Source organism: Sphingomonas sp. (assembly GCF_041661825.1).
Taxonomy (GTDB): domain Bacteria; phylum Pseudomonadota; class Alphaproteobacteria; order Sphingomonadales; family Sphingomonadaceae; genus Sphingomonas.
This window is the reverse complement of the sequence record NZ_JBAZTU010000002.1, coordinates 718303-738729: the sequence shown is the minus strand read 5'-3', so window position 1 is coordinate 738729 and position 20427 is coordinate 718303. Positions and strand designations below refer to the sequence as shown.

26 protein-coding genes are annotated in these 20427 nt (G+C 66.2%); 7 read left to right on the top strand and 19 right to left on the bottom strand.

Going from position 1 to position 20427, the window contains the following annotated elements; genetic code table 11:
- Positions 1-8 precede the first annotated feature (8 nt).
- Positions 9-824, bottom strand: a complete 816-nt coding sequence (locus tag WC729_RS10780; protein ID WP_372852451.1) for a sterol desaturase family protein — start codon at positions 822-824, stop codon at positions 9-11.
- A gap of 63 nt (positions 825-887) precedes the next feature.
- Between WC729_RS10780 and WC729_RS10775 the strand changes: the two genes are divergently transcribed.
- Both WC729_RS10775 and WC729_RS10770 read left to right on the top strand, forming a co-directional pair.
- The gene (locus WC729_RS10775) at positions 888-1070 is read left to right on the top strand and encodes a hypothetical protein (protein ID WP_372852449.1); all 183 of its coding nucleotides are present in this window, start codon (positions 888-890) and stop codon (positions 1068-1070) included.
- A 55-nt stretch (positions 1071-1125) separates the two neighbouring features.
- Positions 1126-1800: a Crp/Fnr family transcriptional regulator gene (locus tag WC729_RS10770; protein WP_372852447.1), complete on the top strand. Its 675-nt coding sequence runs from the start codon at positions 1126-1128 to the stop codon at positions 1798-1800.
- Positions 1801-2116: 316 nt separating this feature from the next.
- Here WC729_RS10770 and arsC read toward each other — a convergent pair whose 3' ends face one another.
- From arsC to aroQ, 6 genes are all read right to left on the bottom strand, one after another.
- Complete coding sequence (gene arsC, locus WC729_RS10765) at positions 2117-2455, bottom strand: arsenate reductase (glutaredoxin) (RefSeq protein ID WP_372852445.1); 339 nt, start codon at positions 2453-2455, stop codon at positions 2117-2119.
- 3 nt (positions 2456-2458) lie between these two features.
- Positions 2459-3121, bottom strand: coding sequence for a hypothetical protein (locus WC729_RS10760; protein ID WP_372852443.1), 663 nt, complete (start codon positions 3119-3121; stop codon positions 2459-2461).
- 31 nt (positions 3122-3152) lie between these two features.
- Positions 3153-3416: a hypothetical protein gene (locus tag WC729_RS10755; protein WP_372852441.1), complete on the bottom strand. Its 264-nt coding sequence runs from the start codon at positions 3414-3416 to the stop codon at positions 3153-3155.
- A gap of 94 nt (positions 3417-3510) precedes the next feature.
- Entirely contained in the window at positions 3511-4863 is a 1353-nt protein-coding gene (accC, locus tag WC729_RS10750) for an acetyl-CoA carboxylase biotin carboxylase subunit (protein WP_372852439.1), read from the bottom strand.
- A gap of 6 nt (positions 4864-4869) precedes the next feature.
- The gene (gene accB / locus WC729_RS10745; protein WP_372852437.1) at positions 4870-5343 is read right to left on the bottom strand and encodes an acetyl-CoA carboxylase biotin carboxyl carrier protein; all 474 of its coding nucleotides are present in this window, start codon (positions 5341-5343) and stop codon (positions 4870-4872) included.
- A 36-nt stretch (positions 5344-5379) separates the two neighbouring features.
- Positions 5380-5814, bottom strand: a complete 435-nt coding sequence (gene aroQ, locus WC729_RS10740; RefSeq protein WP_372852434.1) for a type II 3-dehydroquinate dehydratase — start codon at positions 5812-5814, stop codon at positions 5380-5382.
- Positions 5815-5913: 99 nt separating this feature from the next.
- On the opposite strand from aroQ, the gene thiS reads away from it, so the two are divergent.
- Both thiS and WC729_RS10730 read left to right on the top strand, forming a co-directional pair.
- A complete protein-coding gene (gene thiS, locus WC729_RS10735; protein WP_372852432.1) occupies positions 5914-6912 on the top strand; it encodes a sulfur carrier protein ThiS in 999 nt (332 codons plus the stop codon).
- Positions 6912-7685, top strand: a complete 774-nt coding sequence (locus tag WC729_RS10730; RefSeq protein ID WP_372852430.1) for an alpha/beta hydrolase — start codon at positions 6912-6914, stop codon at positions 7683-7685. Before thiS ends, WC729_RS10730 begins: the two co-directional genes overlap by 1 nt.
- Before the next feature lie 108 nt (positions 7686-7793).
- Here the strand turns inward: WC729_RS10730 and WC729_RS10725 are convergent, their stop codons facing one another.
- Positions 7794-8387, bottom strand: a complete 594-nt coding sequence (locus WC729_RS10725; protein ID WP_372852428.1) for a trans-aconitate 2-methyltransferase — start codon at positions 8385-8387, stop codon at positions 7794-7796.
- A gap of 143 nt (positions 8388-8530) precedes the next feature.
- Between WC729_RS10725 and WC729_RS10720 the strand changes: the two genes are divergently transcribed.
- Both WC729_RS10720 and WC729_RS10715 read left to right on the top strand, forming a co-directional pair.
- On the top strand, positions 8531-8701 hold the full coding sequence (locus WC729_RS10720; protein WP_372852426.1) for a CsbD family protein: 171 nt from the start codon (positions 8531-8533) through the stop codon (positions 8699-8701).
- An 88-nt stretch (positions 8702-8789) separates the two neighbouring features.
- Complete coding sequence (locus WC729_RS10715; RefSeq protein ID WP_372852424.1) at positions 8790-9179, top strand: VOC family protein; 390 nt, start codon at positions 8790-8792, stop codon at positions 9177-9179.
- Here the strand turns inward: WC729_RS10715 and WC729_RS10710 are convergent.
- Positions 9176-10831 carry a thiamine pyrophosphate-binding protein gene (locus tag WC729_RS10710; protein WP_372852422.1) on the bottom strand — a complete coding sequence of 552 codons (1656 nt, stop codon included), beginning with the start codon at positions 10829-10831 and terminating at the stop codon, positions 9176-9178. The two genes, WC729_RS10715 and WC729_RS10710, sit on opposite strands and share 4 nt — an antisense overlap.
- Before the next feature lie 208 nt (positions 10832-11039).
- Between WC729_RS10710 and WC729_RS10705 the strand changes: the two genes are divergently transcribed.
- Positions 11040-11357 (top strand): antibiotic biosynthesis monooxygenase, encoded by a 318-nt coding sequence (locus WC729_RS10705; RefSeq protein ID WP_372852420.1) that lies wholly within the window; start codon positions 11040-11042, stop codon positions 11355-11357.
- Between the two features lie 191 nt (positions 11358-11548).
- Here WC729_RS10705 and WC729_RS10700 read toward each other — a convergent pair whose 3' ends face one another.
- From WC729_RS10700 to WC729_RS10655, 10 genes are all read right to left on the bottom strand, one after another.
- Positions 11549-12841 (bottom strand): glycosyltransferase, encoded by a 1293-nt coding sequence (locus WC729_RS10700; RefSeq protein ID WP_372852418.1) that lies wholly within the window; start codon positions 12839-12841, stop codon positions 11549-11551.
- 21 nt (positions 12842-12862) lie between these two features.
- Positions 12863-13195, bottom strand: a complete 333-nt coding sequence (grxD, locus tag WC729_RS10695) for a Grx4 family monothiol glutaredoxin (protein WP_372852416.1) — start codon at positions 13193-13195, stop codon at positions 12863-12865.
- A 15-nt stretch (positions 13196-13210) separates the two neighbouring features.
- A complete protein-coding gene (locus WC729_RS10690) occupies positions 13211-13444 on the bottom strand; it encodes a BolA/IbaG family iron-sulfur metabolism protein (RefSeq protein WP_372852413.1) in 234 nt (77 codons plus the stop codon).
- Between the two features lie 21 nt (positions 13445-13465).
- The gene (locus WC729_RS10685) at positions 13466-13789 is read right to left on the bottom strand and encodes a DUF1476 domain-containing protein (RefSeq protein WP_372852411.1); all 324 of its coding nucleotides are present in this window, start codon (positions 13787-13789) and stop codon (positions 13466-13468) included.
- A gap of 230 nt (positions 13790-14019) precedes the next feature.
- Positions 14020-15021, bottom strand: coding sequence for an NADPH:quinone oxidoreductase family protein (locus tag WC729_RS10680; RefSeq protein WP_372852408.1), 1002 nt, complete (start codon positions 15019-15021; stop codon positions 14020-14022).
- Positions 14984-15613, bottom strand: a complete 630-nt coding sequence (gene leuD, locus WC729_RS10675) for a 3-isopropylmalate dehydratase small subunit (protein ID WP_372852406.1) — start codon at positions 15611-15613, stop codon at positions 14984-14986. Before leuD ends, WC729_RS10680 begins: the two co-directional genes overlap by 38 nt.
- A gap of 106 nt (positions 15614-15719) precedes the next feature.
- On the bottom strand, positions 15720-17162 hold the full coding sequence (gene leuC / locus WC729_RS10670; RefSeq protein WP_372852404.1) for a 3-isopropylmalate dehydratase large subunit: 1443 nt from the start codon (positions 17160-17162) through the stop codon (positions 15720-15722).
- A gap of 86 nt (positions 17163-17248) precedes the next feature.
- Entirely contained in the window at positions 17249-17659 is a 411-nt protein-coding gene (locus WC729_RS10665) for a Fur family transcriptional regulator (RefSeq protein WP_372852402.1), read from the bottom strand.
- Positions 17652-18059 carry a MerC domain-containing protein gene (locus WC729_RS10660; RefSeq protein ID WP_372852400.1) on the bottom strand — a complete coding sequence of 136 codons (408 nt, stop codon included), beginning with the start codon at positions 18057-18059 and terminating at the stop codon, positions 17652-17654. The genes WC729_RS10665 and WC729_RS10660 overlap by 8 nt, the downstream gene beginning before the upstream one ends.
- Before the next feature lie 95 nt (positions 18060-18154).
- Positions 18155-20332 carry a TonB-dependent receptor gene (locus WC729_RS10655; RefSeq protein ID WP_372852398.1) on the bottom strand — a complete coding sequence of 726 codons (2178 nt, stop codon included), beginning with the start codon at positions 20330-20332 and terminating at the stop codon, positions 18155-18157.
- Positions 20333-20427 lie beyond the last annotated feature (95 nt).

Here is a 20427-nt window from a genome sequence, read left to right as displayed (position 1 = left end):
GGGCGAAGCTATTTGGGTTTCCCGTCACGCGGCGCCGGCACCAGCGGCCACAACAACTGCGCCGCAGCCGTGGTCGCCGGCAAATTCTCCACCCCGATCTTCTCCGGATAGCGCCGCGTGATCTTCGCCGTGCCGAACAGCACGTCCCAGAAGAACAGCAGATTGCCGAAATTGCCCTTATAGTGGGTCACGCCGTCATCGGCATGCTTGCCGTGATGCGCGGCATGCGTCGCGGGCGTCGAGACGGTGCGTTCGACCAGCCACATCACCGGGGACAGCCATGGCACCCGATAAAGCGGCGCATCCCAGCGCCGGTCCGAATGCGCCGCGATGATCACCGCCATCTTGACCACGACGTACCCCGCATAGACCCAGCCCAGCCCGAGATAGACCAGCACGCCCGACAGCCAGAGCGACGGCATCAGCAGATAATAGAAGATGTTGTTCCGATAGACGATCCGCACCGACATATACTCGGCATTGTGGTGCGGCCGGTGCAGATTGTAGAGCCACGGCACGGTGTGCGAGAGCCGGTGCCACCAATATTGCATCATGTCGTCGCACAGCAGCAGCAAGGCGATCTGCGTGAGGATCGGCCAGCCGGAAAGCGCGCCTTGCGCCTCGGGCGCGGCGAGATGGGCCAGGAAGATCCCGCCCGCGAGCGCCAGCGGCTGAGTCACCACCAGCAGCACGGTCGTGCCGATCACCTCGACCACCGCATCCTGCCGCGTCGCGCCCGATTTGCGGAAGAACCCGGTGGAGATCGCCTCAGCCAGCGCGAACCCGACATAGATGGCGATGATCGCGATCAGCTCGACCTTCATGGCGCTCTCCCCGGCGCTCCTGGTGGAGCGCTCTCAAGCTTGTGGTAGCAGAGCCGCGCGCGTATGAATGACAAGTTCTTTGCAATCGGAGAAGTCGGAATGACATCGGGCCTGATCGCATTAGCCATCCTGGCGGTACTGGTCGTCCTGGTCCTTCGCGGCATTCGCGGACATGTCCGCTCAGGTGACACGTCCGAAAAACCGGATGGCATTGGAAATCCCGGGACGGATGGCTACGACCACTGACCGCGCACGCTTTGTAAGCGGCACAATCGCCAAGTCCGTTGCAATTAAGGGTCGCGTGGCTGGTCTGGTTTTCCTCGACGCACCTGGCCTTGCCTCGATGCTGCCGCCGGGAATGTTCGAACGCCTCTGCGCCTCCGGCACACGCATGTCCTATGCCGAGGGCGCACTGGTCCAGGCCCGCGGCGATGCCCGGCCCGGCCTGTCGATCATCCGCGACGGTGCGGTCCAGATCGGCAATCCTGGCCTCGACGGGTCGTTCGTCATCACCTCGATCCTCGGCCCCGGCCATTGCTTCGGCGAGATGACCCTGTTCGCCGACCTCCCGCGCACCCACGACGCCGTGGCGAAGGGCGCCACCCTGATCGATCTTGTCTCGCCCGCCGCTTACGAGCGCTTCGCCGAGGCGAACCCCGCGCTGACCCGCGCGATCATGACGATGATGGCGCGGCGGCTCTACGCGCTGCTCGAATTCGCCGACGATCTCCGCCGCCTGCCGCTCAGGGTGCAGCTGGCCAAGCTGTTGCTGGCGACGGCCGGGGAGGACGGGGTCACCGCCACGCATGAGGAACTGGCGGCGCGGTTCGGCGTCTCGCGGGTGGCGATCGGCACGGCGCTGCGGGGCCTGGAAAAGGATCAGCTCGTGAGGCGGCGCTACGGCCGGATCGAACTACCGGATCGCCCGTCGCTCCGGGCATGGATCGCCGATCGGACCATGCTCGCGCCGGTCTGACCGGCCGGCAAGCGGGCGGATCGATTCAACTTCGGCCGACATCTCTCCAGCATGGCATCGGACGCGGTTCGCCTCGGCCGGCTCTTTGACATCATGAAGGAAAATATCGGCGACGAAATCTGCCGGGAACAGCGGAAAACAGCCGCTGTTTTCGTGCAATTCTTCCGCTGTTTTTCCGCTGTTATCCATAACAGGGAAAACCCATTCCAAGTACCTGAAAGTTAAGAGGAAATTCGTGCCGAAAATCCAACATAACAGCGGAAGAAAAAAACTAGTCCCCCAAACGCTGGGAAAGTTGGAGAATCGGTGCTCCGATCTACAGGATCTCGCGCACCTTCTCCGGCGGCCGTCCGAGCCTGACACCCTTTTCGGTCTCGACCAGTGGCCGCTCGATCAGGATCGGGTCGACCATCATCGCATCGAGGATCGCGTCGCCATCGGCATATTTCAGGCTGCGCGCTGCATCCTCGGCCATGCGCAGGCCCTGGCGCGGGGTCATGCCGGCCCGCTGGTACAGCGCGGCGAGCTTCTCGCGGGTCGGCGGGGTCTTCAGATACTCGATCACCTCGACTTCGACGCCGGGCGTCTCCTGCAGGATCGCCAGTGTCTCGCGCGACTTGGAACAGCGCGGATTATGCCAGATCGTCGCCTTCAACCCTCAACTCCCAACCTTCAGCTCTCGTGTCAGGCTCACCCACCAGGCAAGCAGCGCGAGCAGCACATAGGCAAGGAGTCCGAGAATGGCGAGCGATGGCGGCGGCGGATCGACGATCGTCTTGGGTTCCGGCCCGAACCAGTTGAACGCCTGGAACGCGGCCATCGCCACCGCCAGCGCCGCGACGGGCGCCCATGGCCCGCGCGTCTTCGCGACGAACCAGGCAAGCGTTCCGTAAGCGAGGATCAGCTCGAGCGGCATCTCGATCGCCGGATAATTCCACAGGCCCAGCCCGAAGGGTGGCGGGCCGCCCGCCAGGGTCAGGTCGGGCCGGTGGACGAACAGGTCGATCAGCCAGTGCGAGAACACCACCGCACCGCCGATCAGCGCCGTCACGCTGCTCCGCCGCCAGAGCCATATCAGCAGCGCGAACCCCGCCGACCAGGCCAGCGCCCCGACCATGCTGTGAGTCCAGGGCATGTCGTACAGGTCCATCGGGTTCGTCGCGGTGATGCCGGGGACGAGCCGCATATGCTCCACGCCGAGCAGCACGAAGGAGAAAAAGGCGAGATCGACCAGCTGGGCCGCGACGAACAGCGTGCCAAGTCGCGGTGCCCTGGGGGATGTCGCCGCGACAAAGGCAGCGCTGTAGTGGCCGATGAACATGTTCGCTCTCCCGGCCGGCCGCCTGGCGGCGTCAGCGTTTCAGTACCGCCGTGATGGACGCGATGGCGGCGCGGACAAAGCCCGTCTTGCCGGGGCCGCCGCGCAGCCAGCATGGCGGGCAGGTCAGTTCCTCGTCGAGCAGCTGCCGGTCGCAGATCGGGCAGAATCGCGCCGGAAGCATCGAGTCGGGGCGTGGCGCCGCGCGACATGCCTCATCGATCGCCCGTTCGAGATCCTCGGGGGCGACGACAGGCAGAGCGGGCGGCGGCGCCGCGTCAACGAGCTTGCGGATCATGGCTTCCCCTCAGCCGGTCCAATCGATCATCGAGGCTAGGCCGCACCGGATGACGAGTCGAGTGTCATTGCAGTCACGTTGGCGACGCGCGGACTCAGTCCTCCTGGCGCGCCAGCCACTCCTCGAGCCACTTGATCGTATAGTCGCCCGCCTGGAAATCCGGGTCCTCGATCAGTGCCTGGTGCAGCGGGATCGTGGTCTTCATGCCCTCGATCACGAACTCCTCCAGCGCCCGGCGCAGGCGACGGATCGCCCCCTGGCGGGTGGTGCCGTAGACGATCAGCTTGGCGATCATCGAGTCGTAATAAGGCGGCACGCGGTACCCGGCATAAAGCCCGCTATCGACGCGCACGTTCATGCCCCCCGGCGCATGATATTGCTTCACCAGCCCCGGCGAGGGCGCGAAGGTCCGCGGGTCCTCGGCGTTGATGCGGCATTCGATCGCATGGCCGCGGAACACTACGTCCTGCTGGCGCAGGGTGAGCGGATGGCCCTCGGCGATGCGGATCTGTTCGCGCACCAGGTCCAGACCGGTGATCATCTCGGTCACCGGATGCTCGACCTGAAGCCGGGTGTTCATCTCGATAAAGTAGAACTCGCCGTCTTCCCACAGGAACTCGATCGTGCCCGCGCCGCGATAGCCCATGTCGGACATCGCCTTGGAGACGATCCCGCCCATCCGCTCGCGATCCTCGGCGCCGAGCACGGGGGAGGGAGCCTCCTCCAGCACCTTCTGGTGGCGCCGCTGCAGCGAGCAGTCGCGCTCGCCGAGATGGATGGCATTGCCCTGGCCGTCGCCGAACACCTGGAACTCGATGTGGCGCGGGTTGCCGAGATATTTTTCCATATAGACGGTCGCGTCGCCGAACGCTGCCTTGGCCTCGCTGCCCGCCTGCATCATCAGCGTTTCGAGCTGATCCTCGGACGCGCACACTTTCATGCCGCGCCCGCCGCCGCCCGAGGCGGCCTTGATGATCACCGGATAGCCGATCGCCCGCGCGATCGCCTTGGCCTCGACCACGTCGCTGATCGCGCCGTCCGAACCGGGTACCAGCGGCAGGCCGAGGGCGCCCGCGGTGCGCTTCGCCTCCACCTTGTCGCCCATGGTGACGATATGCTCGGGCTTGGGCCCGACGAAGATGATGCCATGCGCTTCGACGATCTCGGCGAAACGGGAATTCTCGGAGAGGAAGCCGTAGCCGGGATGGATCGCATCGGCATGGCTGATCTCGGCCGCCGAGATGATGTTGGCGACGTTGAGATAGCTCTCGGTCGCGGGTGGCGGGCCGATGCAGATCGCTTCGTCGGCAAGCCGCACATGCATCGCGTCGCTGTCGGCGGTGGAGTGCACCGCGACCGTCTTGATGCCCATCTCATGGCATGCGCGATGGATGCGCAGCGCTATTTCGCCGCGATTGGCGATCAGGAGCTTCTTGATTTCAGCCAAGGTGCGTTACTCAACCACGACGAGCGGCTGGTCGAACTCGACCGGCTGGCCGCTCTCGACCAGGATCGCGCGGACGATGCCGGCGCTGGGCGCGAGGATCGGGTTCATCACCTTCATCGCTTCGACGATCAGCAGCGTGTCCCCCGCGGCGACGGTCTTGCCGGTGCTGACGAACGGCGCCGCGCCCGGCTCGGCGGAAAGATAAGCCGTGCCGACCATCGGCGATTTGACCGCATTGGCGGCAGGAACCGCCGCTACCGCCTCGACCGGCGCGGCGGCGGCTGCCACGGGCGCGGCAACGGGTGCCGGCGCATATTGCACCGCCGGCGCCGCAGCGGCTGCCTTGCGGGCGATACGGATACGACGCCCGCCGTCCTCGACCTCGATCTCGGTCAGCTGGGTTTCATCGAGCATCTGTGCGAGCTGGCGGACCAGCTCGACATCGATCCGCATCGGATCGGAATTCGTTTCTTCGGCCATGCGACCCCTGTTCTCCCTTATTGGGCGAGCGTCCTGTCAGAGACGGGCGGCGGCTTCAAGCGCAAGCAGGTACGAAAGCGCGCCAAAGCCGGCGATGGTTCCCCGTGCGGCACGACCTACCCAGCTCAGATGCCGGAAGTCTTCGCGCTTGTGGGGGTTGGAAAGATGCACCTCGATCACGGGCGTCCTGATCGACTTGATCGCGTCGTGGAGGGCGACCGAGGTGTGGGTGAAAGCGGCGGCATTGAGAATCACCGCCTTCGCGCCGCTCGCCTGCGCCTCGTGCAGCCAGTCGATGAGGTGACCCTCGTGATTCGACTGGCGCATGTCGATCTTCAGATCGAGCTCCCGCGCGCGGTCCTCGAGCTGGCCGGCGATATCGTCGAGCGTGTCGCTGCCGTAGATCTCCGGCTCGCGCAGCCCGAGCAGGTTCATGTTCGGACCGTTGAGGACGAAGATCGTATCGGCCAAGGAAGAGCCTTTCGGTTGCGGGCACGTGCCGGTGCTTCCTATATGAGCCGGGGTTGGCGATCAAATGCGTCCTCAGCCCGAACGGAAATTGAGGGTATCTTGCACACCGACCACACCGTCTCGATCCGCGTCAACGGCGAGCACCGCCGCGTCGCCGCGGGCCTCAGCCTTGCGCAGCTTGCCGCCGATCTCGGCCTCGTCCCCGAAAAGGTCGCGGTCGAGCGCAATCTCGAGGTCGTACCGCGCTCGACCCTCGGGCAGGTGATGGTCGAGGACGGCGACGAGCTTGAGATCGTGCATTTCGTCGGCGGCGGCGACGTCACGCCCGTGCTCGACACCTGGACGGTGGCAGGCCGCACCTTCCGCTCGCGGTTGATCGTCGGCACCGGCAAGTACAAGGATTTTGCCCAGAACGCCGCCGCGCTGGAGGCCTCGGGCGCCGAGATCGTCACCGTTGCGGTGCGTCGCGTGAACGTCTCCGATCCCAACGCGCCGATGCTGACCGACTTCATCGACCCGAGGAAAGTCACCTATCTCCCCAACACCGCCGGCTGCTTCGACGCCGAATCGGCGATCCGCACCCTGCGCCTGGCACGCGAGGCGGGCGGCTGGGATCTGGTGAAGCTCGAAGTGCTGGGCGAAGCGAAGACGCTTTACCCCGACATGGTCGAGACGCTCCGCGCGACCGAGATCCTCGCCAAGGAGGGCTTCCTGCCCATGGTCTATTGCGTCGACGATCCCATCGCGGCGAAGCGGCTGGAGAATGCCGGCGCGGTCGCGATCATGCCGCTGGGCGCGCCGATCGGCTCGGGGCTCGGCATCCAGAACAAGGTGACGATCCGCCTGATCGTCGAGGGCGCGAATGTGCCGGTCCTGGTCGATGCCGGCGTCGGCACGGCGTCGGACGCGGCGGCGGCGATGGAGCTCGGCTGCGACGGCGTGCTGATGAACACCGCCATCGCCGAGGCGAAGGACCCGATCATGATGGCGGCGGCGATGAAGGCCGGGGTAGAGGCGGGCAGGCTCGCTTATCTTGCCGGGCGCATGGGCAAGCGCCTGTATGCTGATCCTTCAAGTCCTTTGGCGGGGTTGATCTGATGAAGTCGGTGCATTTCGGACTGCTATTGCTTGCGGCCACCGCGCTGTCGTCGTGCGACAAGCCGGAGACCAAGTACAACAATGTGCCACCCACCGCGGCGCATGCCTGGGCGCCCGTGACTTTCAAGGCCGATGACGACCTGACGGTCTTCGGGCGCCGCTATGACGCGGCCAGGCCCAAGGCGGTCATCCTGCTGTTCCACCAGGCGGAATCGAGCAAGGGCGAATACACCGAGATCGCCCCCAGGCTGCGCGACGCGGGTTACACCGCCATCGCGATCGACCAGCGCTCCGGCGGCAAGCTCTATGGCGACAACGAGACCGTCGCGCTGCTCGGCAAGAGCACCGACTATCTCGACGCGAAACGCGACCTGCAGGCCGCGCTCACCTTCGCGGGCGCGCTGAAGCTGCCGGTGATCCTGTGGGGCAGCAGCTATTCCTCCTCGCTGGTCTTCCCGCTCGCGGCCGAGAACCCCGGCAAGGTCAGGGCGATCCTGGCCTTCTCCCCCGGCGAATATTTCCCGGACAAGGCCCTGGTGAGAACTGCGGCGGCCAAGGTGCAGGTACCGGTATTCGTCACCTCGGCGAGCGATCCAGAAGAGGTTGCCGAAGCCAAGGCGATCGCAGCGGCAGTGCCGGCCGGAAAGGCCGAGCAATATGTGCCGGCGGCGGCTGTCCACGGCTCGTCGATGCTGATCGCGGCGAAGGAACCCAAGGGCGCAGAGGCGAACTGGGCGGCAGTGATGGCCTTCCTGAAGAAGGTCGCGCCCTAAGAGGGATCGATACGGCGGGGTGGTCGATTCAACACTGCCGCCGACAATGAGAGTGTGACGTTCGACGGCGCCCTTCAAGGCATCGACACGCTCTTTCTCAGCTTTGCCCTAGACTTTCCGCGCCAGCCAGACGGTCGCCCCACCGCAGCCGGGGTCCTCGGCGACATGTGCCATCTCGACGAGCCCGGCCTTCAGGAACGCCGCGCGATATTCGGCCGGGTCGAGGCTGGCGTGATAGACCGGCTCGCCGCAATAATCGCCCGTTACGGTGTCGCGCTTCGGCCCGCTGTTGAACAACAGGCGCCCGCCCGGCTTCAACCAGGTCGCGATCCGTGCGATCATCGCTTCCTGGTCGTCATGCTCGAGGTGGAACAGGCTGCTCCAGGCGATCACCCCCTCGAACCGATCCGCGATCGCCAGCCTGCGCATGTCGATCTGCAGCCAACGATGGCGCGGGAAGCGCTTACGGGCGAGCTCGATCATCGTCGCCGAGCTGTCGATTCCGGTCATCGCGAAGCCGTGATCGACGAGATGGCGCGCGATCGGCTCCCCACCGCCGCAGCCGAGATCCAGGATCGCCCCGCCGCGCGGCAGCGGCATCACGAAGCGTTCGATCCACGACCGCTCGACGAAACCGTGCGTCCGATCGCGATCGAAAGCATGTGCATGGCGCTCGTAATGATCGACTATGCGGTCCGGCACAGCAGCTTCCCGGGCCGTTTTTCAATGCGTTGCGAGGCAGGTGCGCGGCGAGCCGCAGGAACTGCGGGCGCGATCAACCGTTCTTGTTCCGGGAGTGGCTGGCGCCGGCCTTCGGCGCCGCACGGACATCAAGGAGCAAGCACATGGGTGAACTCGTCGACAAGATCAAAGGCAATGTCAACGAAGCCGTCGGCAAGGTCAAGCAGCAGAGCGACAATCCCGATACGCGCGATGAAGGTGCCGGTCAGGAAATCAAGGGCAAGGCCCAGCAGACGATCGGCAAGATCAAGGGCGCGCTCGGCGACGATATCTGACACGATGCGTGCCAATTGTTTGAAGGGCCGCCCCGGAGTAACCGGGGCGGCCTTTTCTATTCTATGAAGCGCGAATAGATTGCACGGCATGTTGATCGAAGCCTGGCAGGTGGCCCCGGTGCTCGTGGTGCGCGATCTTGCGATCAGCATCCCCTATTGGCGCGATCGCATGGGCTTTGCGGTGATCGGCACCTTCCGCGATCCGCCGGTGATGGCGTTCATGGGCCGGAGCGGCGTCCAGTTCATGCTCCAGGGCAATGGCGATAACCCGATTCCCGGCACCAATCGGGGTTATATGGACGGTGTCTGGGACGCGCATGTCTGGATCGAGGACGCCGATGCGCTCCACGCCGACATGAAGGCACGCGGCGCGCAAGTGAGCGACCTGTGCGACACCTTCTACAACAATCGGGAATTCGAGGTGACCGACCCGGACGGCTATATCATCGCCTTCGGGAGCCAGGTCCGCCGCGACTAACGCTTCCGGATCGCCGAGATCGTCGTCGCTGGCGTGATCACCTCAAGGTCGGTCTTGAGGTGCAACAGTCGCACCCCGGTCTCCGCCATGGCGCGGGCAAGGGCTGGAGCGAACGCCTCGGTCGTCTCCACCGTCTCCGCCCAGCAGCCATAGGCCCGGCCCAGCGCGGCGAAATCCGGGTTGCGCAATTCGGTGCCGGAGATGCGCCCGGGATATTCGCGCTCCTGGTGCATGCGGATCGTGCCGTACCCCCCATTGTCGATCACCAGCACCAGCATATCGGCGCCATGCCCGACCGCGGTCGCGAGTTCCTGGCCGTTCATCAGGAAGCATCCGTCGCCCGCCAGCGCCACGACCATACGATCCGGATGCCGCAGCGCGGCCGCCGTCGCGGCGGGCACGCCATAGCCCATCGCCCCGGCGGTCGGGGCAAGCTGGCAGCCCGGACCGGCATAGCGCCAGTAACGATGCCACCAGCCCGAATAATTGCCCGCCCCGTTGCAGATGATCGTGTCGGCCGGCAGCACCTCGCGCATCGCCGCGACGCAGGGGCCGAGATCGAGCTTGATGTCGCGCGGGGCGGGGGTGGTCCATGCCTCATAATCGGCCCGCGCTTCCGCGGCGGCATTCAGCGGTGGGATATCGATCGACAGCACGCCATCGGCGAATTCGCGCATGCCGGCGCAGATGGCGAGATCGGCGCGATAGGTGCTGTTGAGCTCGTTCGGGTCAGGATGGACATGCACGATCGTCTGGCCGGAATGGTCCGGCGTGATCAGCGTATAGCCATCGGTCGTCGCCTCGCCGAGCCGCGGTCCAACGACCAGGAGCAGATCGGCATCCTTGATCCGCTGCACCAGCTTCGGATTGGGCCCATAGCCGAGGTTGCCGGCGTAAGCGGGCGAGCTGTTGGGGATGGCGTCCTGCCGCCGGAACGCCGCTACGACCGGCAATCCGCTGCGTTCGGCGAAAGCCTGGAAGTCGCGTGTCGCGTCCGCATCCCAGCCGGCCCCGCCGACAATGGCGACCGGCCGCGATGCCCCGCCGAGTACGCCAGCCAGTTGGCACATCACGATCGGGTCGCTGGCCTGGACCGGTCGCGTAATGCGCGGCCGATCGACGGCGACGACCTCATCCAGCAGCATGTCCTCGGGCAGCGCCAGCACCACTGGCCCAGGCCGTCCCGACATCGCGATGCTCCACGCCCGCGCGACATATTCCGGGATGCGCGCCGCATCGTCGATCTTCGCCGCCCATTTCACGACGGGCCCGAACATCGCCGGGAAATCGATCTCCTGGAACGCCTCGCGATTCTTCGTCCCGCGATCGACATCGCCGATGAACAGCAGCATCGGCTGCGAATCCTGCATCGCGACATGGACGCCGATCGACGCATTGGTCGCCCCCGGCCCGCGCGTCACGAAGGCGACGCCCGGCCGTCCGGTCAGCGCGCCGTCGGCGCAGGCCATGAAGCCGACGCCGCCCTCCTGCCGACACACCACCAGGTCGATCTCCGGCGTGTCGTGGAGCGCATCGAGCACGGCGAGGAAGCTCTCGCCGGGGACGGTGAAGATTCGGTCGCAGCCTTGCGCGACGAGCTGGTCGACCAGGATGCGGCCGCCGGTGCGCCGGTCGGTATGGGGGTTCGTCATGCTGCGATTCCTGGACCGGCCAGCGGCAATTTGCTAGCCCGTGCCGGTCGAAAAGAAGCAGGCCGGTATCGGTAAGCCCGGCCACCGCTCTCGTGCGCGAGAGTGCTCTCCGTATCCGCTCCGGCGGAACCCGCGACAGGAAGGGACGCGATATCCGCGTTCCCGGCCTGTCGGGGTGCGCCCCAATGGGCCTGTATGGAGAAACGACATGCCGATCATCATCAGCGGAACCGGGGTCATCACCCAGATCAACGTCTTTACCTGCGATCCCGCCAATCAGGCGGCGCTGATCGCGCTGCTCGCGGAAGGCGCGCGCTCGGTCAGCGACGTGGAAGGCTGGATGTCCGCCAGCATCCATCGCGGGCTCGAGGGCGATCGGGTGGTCAACTATGCCCAGGTACGCGACCGACCGGCGCAGGATCGGGTGATGGCGCGGCTAAGGGCGAGCGACTTCTTTGCGCGCAACGCCGCGCTGGGGACCGCGCATCCCGGGCTGTACGAGGTCGCCGTCACCATCGGCGGCTGAACTGTCGGAAGGATTTACAGTCGGCGCCGGGCGGGGAGGGGCGTTAACCATCGAGATGCCCGGATTTACGTCGCTGGCCCGGACTGGCATGCCGACTGCATAGTCTGAAGCATGCCGAGCGTTCATCGCTTCAGCAGGACGGACCGATGCTCCCCTCCGATCTCGCATCGGTCCGTCCTACCCGGCCTCAATTACCCGGCCTTCGAAATTCCTGCATTCTCGAGCTGACCGAAACCGGCATATTGCCGCGCCTTGCCCTTGGTGCGCGCGGCGGCATGCGCCATCGCCTTGGGGTAGATCTCGCCGAACAGCCGCCCAAAGGTCGCGTTCCAGCTGAAATTCTGCTCGACATGCGCCCGCGCTGCGAGGCTCATCGCGGCCGGGCCTTCCTGCCATAGCTTCATGACATTGGCGGCCATCGCATCGACATCGTCGACCGGCCCAAGCAGGCCGAGACCCTGCGGCACGCGGTCGGGCATCGCCCCGCTCGCCACGCCGACCACCGGCAGGCCGGCCGCCTGCGCCTCGAGCACTGAGATGCCGAACGTCTCGTCCGCCATGGCGGAGACATAGATGTCGGAGGAGGCAAGTGCCTGGGCCAGGCTCGCCCGGTCCTTCTCGAAACCCGGAAAGGCGATCGGCAGGCCGGCGGCCTCGGCGACGAGCCGGTAGTGGAGCTTGCCGTTGCCGATCATCACCATCGCCGCGTCGAGCGAGGGCGGCAGTCGGCGGAACATGTCGATCAGCTTGTCGGCGCGCTTCTCATTGTCGATCCGCCCGGCATAGACGAGCAGCGGCCCCTTGCCCGGCAAGCCGAGCTGCGCGCGATAGTCCGGGTCGCGCGCCGCGGGGTTGAACAGCGTGGTGTCCACTCCGAGCGACAGCACGTCGGTGCGCTTCACGCCGTGCTGCTCCAGCGTCAGCCGCGCGGGTTCGCCCAGCGTATAGACGCGGTCGAACGCGTTATAGGTCGCTTTGGCATAATGATAGGACAACGCCCTGAGCGCGCCCGCGATCGGCGCACCGAACAGCTCGACCCCGACGCGATAGATATGCGCGTTGGGAAAATCGGTGCGATAGCCGGCGACCAGGGTCGTCTCGGGAAAGGCACGGCGATGGTTGATCGCGGTCCAGGGCAGCACCCAGGGGCACAGGGACTCGATCACGTCCGGCTGGTAGCGCGCCAGCAGGTCGCGGACGATGTTGGTGCGGAAGATGAAGCGGTAGTTCGGGCTGCCGCGCACCTGTGGGGCGGCGACTTCGGCGAAGATGTGACGGCCGTTGACGGTGATGCGGTCCTCGGGCCCCGGCACGATCTGCAGCAAGTGATGCGGCGTATGAGTCAGCACATAATCGCGCTTCTCGCGAAGATACGTGCTGATGCCTCCCCCGCCCGCGGGGGAGTAGCTCTGGGTCAGGTCGCAGACGAGGAGAGGTGTCCGCCCGCGGTTTTCACCGCGCGCGAAATCCGCTTCGTACAACATGTGCCGTCCCTTTTTCCCTCTTTATCCTGCCTGAGCGACACCCTGCTCTTCGAAGAGCTGCGCAAGCTCGCCGCTCTCGTACATCTCCATCATGATGTCCGATCCGCCGATGAACTCGCCCTTCACATAGAGCTGGGGAATGGTCGGCCAGTCCGAGAACGCCTTGATGCCCTGGCGCACACCCTGGTCCTGCAGCACGTCGACGCTGTCGAACTCGGCGCCGAGATGGTTGAGGATGGCGATCGCGCGGCTGGAAAAGCCGCATTGCGGGAAGAGCGGGCTGCCCTTCATGAAAAGAAGGACGTCGCTCTTGGCGACTAGCTCGGCGATGCGGGCCTGTGCGTCATCGGTCACTGGTTCTACTCCTGCTTACTCTGGAACCGCGGTGGTGAGCTGCAATGCGTGGAGCACGCCGCCCATCCGACCGCCCAGCGCGGCATAGACCGCCTGGTGCTGCTTGATCCGGGGCAAGCCCCGGAAACTCTCGGACGTCACGCGCGCCGCATAGTGATCGCCATCGCCCGCGAGGTCGGTGATCTCGACCCGGGCATCGGGGATACCCCCGGTGATCAGCGCCTCGATCTCTTCGGCTGCCATCGCCATGCTGGTTACTCGGCCCCCATCTTATTCGGACTGCATCAGCTGGCGCCGCGCCTCGATCGTGTGGTCCTCGATCGCGCGGCGCACCGCGCCCTCGTCGACCTCGATGCTGGCCGCGTTCAGGTCGCTGACCAGCTTGCGGATCACGTCCTCGTCGCCGGCTTCCTCGAAATCGGCCTGTACGACTGCCTTGGCATAGGCATCGGTCTCTTCCGGGGTGAGTTTCATCTGGGCCGCTGCCCACTGGCCGAGCAGCCGGTTGCGCCGCGCCGTGATGCGGAACGCCATTTCCTCGTCGCGCGCATATTTGGTTTCGAAAGCCCGCTCGCGATCGTCGAAAGTGCTCATGGTTGCTCGTTCCCCTTGGGCGTTTCCAATTGTTACGGTCGAGATAGGGGCGAGGGTGCTGCGACGCAACCGCGTGAGCACCACCAATTCCTCCCCGGAACGGGGAGGGGGACCGCCGAAGGCGGTGGAGGGGCTGGAGCGCGGGTCAGATGTTCCGCGCTCCAAGCCCCTCCACCACCCGCTGAAGAAGCGGGCGGTCCCCCTCCCCGAGCAAGTTCGAGGAGGAACGATTATTCGGCCACCGTCACCACCAGCTTGCCGATCGCCTGGCGCGCGGCCATGCGGGCGATCGCCTTGCCGCCATCCTCGAACGCGAAGGTTTCTGTCACGCGGGGGGCGATACGGCCGTCCTTCCATAGCCGGAACAGGCGCTCGATATGTGCCTGGTTCGCCTTGGGGTCGCGCGCGGCGAAGGCGCCCCAGAACACGCCGCACACGTCGCAGCTCTTCAGCAGCGTCAGGTTGAGCGGCAGCTTCGGAATGCCCGCCGGGAAACCGACGACCAGATAGCGCCCCTCCCAGGCGATCGAGCGTAGCGCCGGCTCGGCATAGTCGCCGCCGACGGGATCATAGACCACGTCGGCACCGCCCGGCCCGAGCGCCGCCTTGAACTGGTCGGCCAGCGCTTTCGACTGGTCCTTGTCGAACGGCGCGCGCGGATAGACCAGCGTCACATCGGCGCCGGCGTCCTTGGCGACGGCGGCCTTCTCCTCGGACGAGACCGCTGCGACGACACGCGCGCCAAACGCCTTTCCCAGCTCGATCGCGGCCAGCCCGACGCCGCCGGCAGCGCCAAGCACGAGGAGCGTATTGCCCTCGGCCAGATGCCCGCGGTCGAGCAGCGCATGGATCGTGGTGCCATAGGTCAGCAGCAGCGACGCACCCTCGGCGAAGCTGCGCCCCTCGGGCAGGCGGAACAGGCTGGTGGCATTGAGCGCGATCTTCTCGACCAGGCCGCCCGATCCGGTAGTGGCGATCACCCGATCACCAACGGCCCAGTCGGTCACGCCCTCGCCGAGGCTCTCGATCACGCCGGAGATCTCGCTGCCCGGCGCGAACGGCCGGGGCGGCTTGAACTGATATTTGTCCTCGATGATCAGGACGTCGGGATAGTTGATCGAGCACGCCTTGACCGCGACCACCACCTGGCCCTTGCCGGCCACGGGATCGGGAAGGTCGTCGATGACGAGGGTATCAGGGCCGCCCGGCGCCTTCGACAACAATGCCCGCATAGATCCTGTCTCCGCTCATCCATGGCCGGTGCTCGTCGACACCGGACTCATATTTCGAAATCGCGGTATCCCTTGCCAGCGTAAGCCCGATCTCGTCCAGCCCCTCCATGAGGCACTGGCGGCGGAACGCGTCCAGCTCGAAGGAAAACCGGTCCTGGAAGGGGGTGGTCACCGTCATCGTCTCGAGATCGATGGTGACGGGATCGGTCTTCGCCACCTCGACCAGCCGGTCGACCGCGTCCTGCGGCAGAACGACGGGTACGATTCCGTTCTTGAAGGCGTTGCCCGAGAAGATGTCGGAGAAGCTCGGCGCGATCACGGCGACGATGCCCATGTCGGCGAGCGCCCAGGCGGCATGCTCGCGGCTCGATCCGCAGCCGAAATTGTCGCCCGCGATCAGGATCGGGCTGCCGGCATAGCGCGGATCGTCGAAGATATTGTCGGGTTGCGCGCGCACCGTCTCGAACGCGCCCTTGCCAAGGCCCTCGCGGGTCACGGTCTTCAGCCAGTGCGCCGGGATGATGACGTCGGTGTCGATATTCTTCGCGCCCCAGGGATAGGCGCGGCCGGAAACCTGACTGATGGCTTTCATTACTGGCTCGCGATCGTTCCGTCGGCGGGCCTCGCCTTGGCGGTGGCGGCATAGGCGGCGATGCCGCTCAGCACGGTGCCCAGGATCAACAGTACAAGTGCCTTCTTCATGGTCTCGACCCTCCCATCAGGTCGCGGACATCGCTCAGCCGCCCGGTGACAGCCGCTGCTGCCGCCATCGCGGGTGAAACCAGGTGCGTCCGCGCTCCAGGCCCCTGACGCCCTACGAAATTCCGATTCGAAGTGGAAGCGCAGCGTTCGCCCGGCGGCACTTTATCCGGATTCATTGCGAGACACATGGAACAACCCGGCTCGCGCCATTCGAACCCTGCGTCGACAAAGATGCGGTCGAGCCCCTCGGCCTCGGCCTGGCGCTTGACCAGCCCCGATCCGGGCACGACCAGCGCGCGCACGCCGTCGGCGACATGGCGGCCGTTCGCGACCGAGGCCGCGGCGCGCAGATCCTCGATGCGGCTGTTGGTGCAGCTGCCGATGAAGACATGCCCGACCGTCACGTCCTGCATCGCCGTGCCCGGCGTCAGGCCCATATAGTCGAGCGATTTCCGCGCAGCGGCACGCTTGGCGGGGTCGGCGAAGCTGTCGGGATCGGGCACCACGCCGGTGATCGGCACGACATCCTCCGGGCTCGTCCCCCAGGTCAGCGACGGCGCGATATCGGTCGCATCGAGCCGCACGCTGCGGTCATAGGTCGCGGCGGGATCGCTCGGCAGGGTCTTCCACCAGGCGACCGCCTTGTCCCAATCGGCACCTTTCGGCGCCATCGGCCGGCCCTTCAGATACGCGAAGACCGTCTCGTCGGGCGCGATCAGGCCAGCGCGCGCGCCGCCCTCGATCGACATGTTGGCGACGGTCAGCCGGCCCTCGACCGACATCGCGCGGATCACCTCACCGGTATATTCCAGGACATAGCCCGTGCCGCCGGCCGCGCCGATCTTGCCGATGATCGCCAGGATCACATCCTTGGGGCTGACCCCGAAGCCGAGCGATCCGTCGACGCGGACCTCCATCGTCTTCGACTGGCTCAGCAGCAAGGTCTGGGTGGCGAGCACATGCTCGACTTCGCTGGTGCCGATGCCGAACGCCAGCGCGCCCATCGCGCCATGCGCCGAGGTATGGCTGTCGCCGCAGACCAACGTCGTGCCGGGCAGGGTGAAGCCCTGTTCGGGGCCGACGACATGGACGATGCCCTGCTCGGGCGCGACCGCGTCGATATAGTCGATGCCGAACTCGGCAGTGTTGCGTTCGAGCGCGTCGAGCTGCGCCGCGCTCTCCACATCGAGGATCGGCAGGCGCTTGCCCGCCGCATCGAGCCGCGCCGTGGTCGGCAGATTATGGTCGGGCACCGCCAGCGTAAGATCGGGCCGGCGCACCTTGCGCCCGGCCGCACGAAGGCCGGCAAAGGCCTGCGGGCTGGTGACCTCATGGATCAGGTGGCGGTCGATATAGATCAGGCACGTGCCGTCATCGCGCCGTTCGACGACATGAGCGGCCCAGATCTTTTCGTACAGGGTGAGCGGACGGGAAGCCATGCGGGCGCTCTAGCCCTTTCTTGCGCGCAATCAAGCACGTGCGGCATTTAGTTGCGCATAGCCTGGGTTTGGCCTCGCGCGGAAAGTCAGACGTCCTGTCCGTCGCCGGAGGTTTCCGCCACGCACGATCCGCAGACCCCGGAGACTTCCACGATGTGGCGCGACACCGCGAAGCCGCCCGCCATGGCAACCTCGTCGAGCGCATCGAAGGCGTCAGCACAGGTGATCTCGGTCACCTGGCCGCATTGGCGGCAAAACAGGGTCACCCTGCACTCGCCGCTTCCGGGCGCATAGCCTCGTGCAACCAGGACCTTGCGGATCGCGCCGCGCTCGACGAGCTGCCGAATCCCCCGGAAGATCAGGTTGGGCCCGATCGGGTCCCCCTGCCGGTGGAATATCTGCCTCAGCTCAAGCGCGCTCAGCGGCCGGCGTGCGGCGTGCAGCGCCTGGAGGACCGTCTCCCGCAGATAACCGGCGCGGCGCCTGTTCTCAGCCATGGCGGTGGCGGCGATGGCGCAGCCGCCAGTTGCCGATATGCGCCGCGACGAGACAAAGGCTCCCCGCGATCGTGACGGGAGTCTCGTACGGGCCACTGAGCAGGAGGAGCGCGCCGGCCGAGAGCAACGCGAGGCCGACGCACCCGGCGGCCAGCGGGCGCAAGCTCCGATGTCGCCTGGTGCCCAGGAGCAGCGCCATACCGGAGGCGGGTATCGCCAGGATCAGGATCCACAGGTGAAAGTGTTCCGGCAGCGCGATCAGCCGGGACAGCGCCGGCAGCGCCGCCAGCAGCAGCGGCAACCCGGCGCAATGGATCAGGCACAGGATCGACGCGCCGACCGCCGCCCGTTCGACCCAGTCGGTGACGGGCGCGCCGGCTGCCTGCGGTCCGCAGTGCATATAGTCTCCAATTCTGTTCGTCGGCGGCCCCCGCCCGTGCTCAAGCCCCCAACAAGGAGGACATCGGCACGGGCGGGCGTCGCGTTGCTGCCGCTTTAGAAGCCGGCGCGCACCGTCACGCGGAGATCGCGGCCGCCGAGCGGCGCGAAATCCTTGAGGAAGCTCGAATGGCGCCGGGCATCGACGTCGAACAGGTTGTTGGCGCTGAGCAGCAGCGAGATCTTGTCGTTGCCGGCGATCGGCTTGAACCCGATCGACGCGTTGACCAGCGTATAGGCGCTGGTCTCCGTCTCGAACGGCGCGATCCGGTCCTGGTCGAACACATGTTCGACCTCGACGCGGCCGGTCACGCGGTTCGACTGCGCCTCGATGCCCCCGAGCACCCGCATCGGCGGGATGCGCGGCACCGGGCCCATATCGACGATATTGGCATGGACATAATCGCCCAGCGCATCGACGTTGATCGTATAGCCGCCGATCCGCGCGATGCGCAGCGACGCATCGGCCTCGAACCCGTAATAGCGGGCATCGGCCTGCTGGAACTGGAAGCAGGGCAGGTCGACCTCGCGCCCGCTCGGTGCCGCCACTGCCTCGCAGACCGAAGGGTCGACCTGGTTCTCGGAGATATAGTTGGAGAACCAGTTGTAATAGGCCGAGGCGTCGAGGCTGAAGCCTTCGCGGTGGACGTGCAGCGTGCCTTCGATGCCCCAGGATTTTTCGAGCCTGAAATCGGGACTCCCGACTTCCCAGGATTGCGTGCCGGCATGGCCGCCACGGGCGAACAGCTCCTCCGCCGAGGGCGCGCGCTCGGTGCGGGAGACGTTGACGCCCAGGCGGACGCCCTCGGCGAGCGCATAGGACAGGCCCGCCGATCCCGAGACGGCGTCGAAATGGCGCTTGCCCGCGAAGAAGCGGAGATCGCCATCCTCGGGGTTCGCTTCCAGATCGCTCGATTCGTAGCGTACGCCGCCCTCGGCGCGCAGCGCGCCCACCTCGACCTGTTGCAAGGTGAACAGGCCGATCTGGCTGGTCGAGTTCTTCGGCAGGAAAGCCTCGTCGCCGACGACGTTGAAGTCGCGGTTGAAGAACTGCACGCCGGAGGCGCCGCTCCAGCCGCCCCGGGTCGATTGCACCAGTTCCAGCCGGCCTTCGATCCCCTTGTTGTAGAAGGCGGTGCCGACCGATCCATCCTCTTCCAGCTCGAAATGCCGGTAATTGGCATAGCCGGCGCGCAGCCGGATCTGCTTGAGGAAACCGCCGCCGGTATCGACCTCGCCGCGCAGGTCGAAGCGGTTCTGCAACAGGCTCAGGCGCGGGGCCTCCTGCTCCTCGCCGGACGCTGTCGCATAGCGGATCGGCACGCCGTAGAAGCTGTCATAATGGCTGTAGGAGACGCCGAGGCTACCGGTATCGGTGATGATCGATGCGCCGACACCCGCCGTCCAGGTCTTGGCGGCGGTGTTGGGCAGCGTGTCCTTCAGCGCCGCCGTCGCCGCGAAATCGGGGTCGTCCGGGGTGGTCTGGCCGGCCGCCGCGGCCAAGGCCTGGGCACGGGCGGCGGGCGAGAGCACATAGCCGCCAATGTGCAGGTCGTCGCTGTTCAGATAGGAGCCATCGGCATGGAGCACGATCTTGCTGCCGATCGCGACGTCGCCGGCCCCGCCGACCGACCGTTCGTTCGCGGCCGAGCCATAGCTGGCGATCGCGTTGACGCGGTAGCCATTCTCCGGGACGCTGCGCGGGATCCGGCTGTCGATGACATTGACGACGCCGCCGATCGCGGACGAGCCGTACAGCAGCGCTGACGGGCCGCGCAGCACCTCGACGCGCTCGGCGAGCAGGGGATCGATGACGACCGCGTGGTCGACCGAGGTGTTCGATACGTCGATCGAGCCGATGCCGTCGGTCAGCACACGCACGCGCTCGCCCTGGAAACCGCGCAGGATCGGGCGCGACGCGCTCGGTCCGAACGAGGTGGCCGAAACGCCTGGCTGCCTGGCGAGCGTTTCGCCGATGCTCGGCCGCAGGTCGCGGGTCAGTTCCTCGCCGGTAAGGATCGAGGTTCCGGACAGCACGTCCTTCTCGCTTTGCTGGAGCACGCCCGTGACGACGATGTCCTCGCCCTGGTTGGTGGTCGTGCTTTGCCCGTCAGGGGCGGAATCGGCCGGGGCCGCATTGGCGGCATCCGGCGGCGTGTCGTTTGGCGCGGCATAGGCGCCGGCGGGGAGGGCGAGCGCGATCGAGGCGACGCTCAGCAGATACAGATGACGCATGAAAATGAACTCCAGGAACCTTGTCGACAGGACGGATGGAAACGCCACGCGTGTGGACGCGCACAGGCGCGTCCCCCTTTCGCGGGTGGCGGTTC

Excerpts from the sequence above, each read along its gene's own strand:
- WC729_RS10710 (WP_372852422.1), bottom strand. The coding sequence starts at position 10,831 with ATGACGAACCCCCATACCGACCGGCGCACCGGCGGCCGCATCCTGGTC.
- WC729_RS10720 (WP_372852426.1), top strand. The coding sequence starts at position 8,531 with ATGGGTGAACTCGTCGACAAGATCAAAGGCAATGTCAACGAAGCCGTC.
- WC729_RS10780 (WP_372852451.1), bottom strand. The coding sequence starts at position 824 with ATGAAGGTCGAGCTGATCGCGATCATCGCCATCTATGTCGGGTTCGCG.
- WC729_RS10655 (WP_372852398.1), bottom strand. The coding sequence starts at position 20,332 with ATGCGTCATCTGTATCTGCTGAGCGTCGCCTCGATCGCGCTCGCCCTC.
- WC729_RS10705 (WP_372852420.1), top strand. The coding sequence starts at position 11,040 with ATGCCGATCATCATCAGCGGAACCGGGGTCATCACCCAGATCAACGTC.
- WC729_RS10690 (WP_372852413.1), bottom strand. The coding sequence starts at position 13,444 with ATGGCGATGGCAGCCGAAGAGATCGAGGCGCTGATCACCGGGGGTATC.
- WC729_RS10685 (WP_372852411.1), bottom strand. The coding sequence starts at position 13,789 with ATGAGCACTTTCGACGATCGCGAGCGGGCTTTCGAAACCAAATATGCG.
- WC729_RS10730 (WP_372852430.1), top strand. The coding sequence starts at position 6,912 with ATGAAGTCGGTGCATTTCGGACTGCTATTGCTTGCGGCCACCGCGCTG.
- WC729_RS10760 (WP_372852443.1), bottom strand. The coding sequence starts at position 3,121 with ATGTTCATCGGCCACTACAGCGCTGCCTTTGTCGCGGCGACATCCCCC.
- WC729_RS10755 (WP_372852441.1), bottom strand. The coding sequence starts at position 3,416 with ATGATCCGCAAGCTCGTTGACGCGGCGCCGCCGCCCGCTCTGCCTGTC.
- leuC (WP_372852404.1), bottom strand. The coding sequence starts at position 17,162 with ATGGCTTCCCGTCCGCTCACCCTGTACGAAAAGATCTGGGCCGCTCAT.
- WC729_RS10775 (WP_372852449.1), top strand. The coding sequence starts at position 888 with ATGAATGACAAGTTCTTTGCAATCGGAGAAGTCGGAATGACATCGGGC.
- WC729_RS10680 (WP_372852408.1), bottom strand. The coding sequence starts at position 15,021 with ATGCGGGCATTGTTGTCGAAGGCGCCGGGCGGCCCTGATACCCTCGTC.
- WC729_RS10700 (WP_372852418.1), bottom strand. The coding sequence starts at position 12,841 with ATGTTGTACGAAGCGGATTTCGCGCGCGGTGAAAACCGCGGGCGGACA.
- WC729_RS10660 (WP_372852400.1), bottom strand. The coding sequence starts at position 18,059 with ATGCACTGCGGACCGCAGGCAGCCGGCGCGCCCGTCACCGACTGGGTC.
- leuD (WP_372852406.1), bottom strand. The coding sequence starts at position 15,613 with ATGAAAGCCATCAGTCAGGTTTCCGGCCGCGCCTATCCCTGGGGCGCG.
- WC729_RS10715 (WP_372852424.1), top strand. The coding sequence starts at position 8,790 with ATGTTGATCGAAGCCTGGCAGGTGGCCCCGGTGCTCGTGGTGCGCGAT.
- WC729_RS10665 (WP_372852402.1), bottom strand. The coding sequence starts at position 17,659 with ATGGCTGAGAACAGGCGCCGCGCCGGTTATCTGCGGGAGACGGTCCTC.
- accB (WP_372852437.1), bottom strand. The coding sequence starts at position 5,343 with ATGGCCGAAGAAACGAATTCCGATCCGATGCGGATCGATGTCGAGCTG.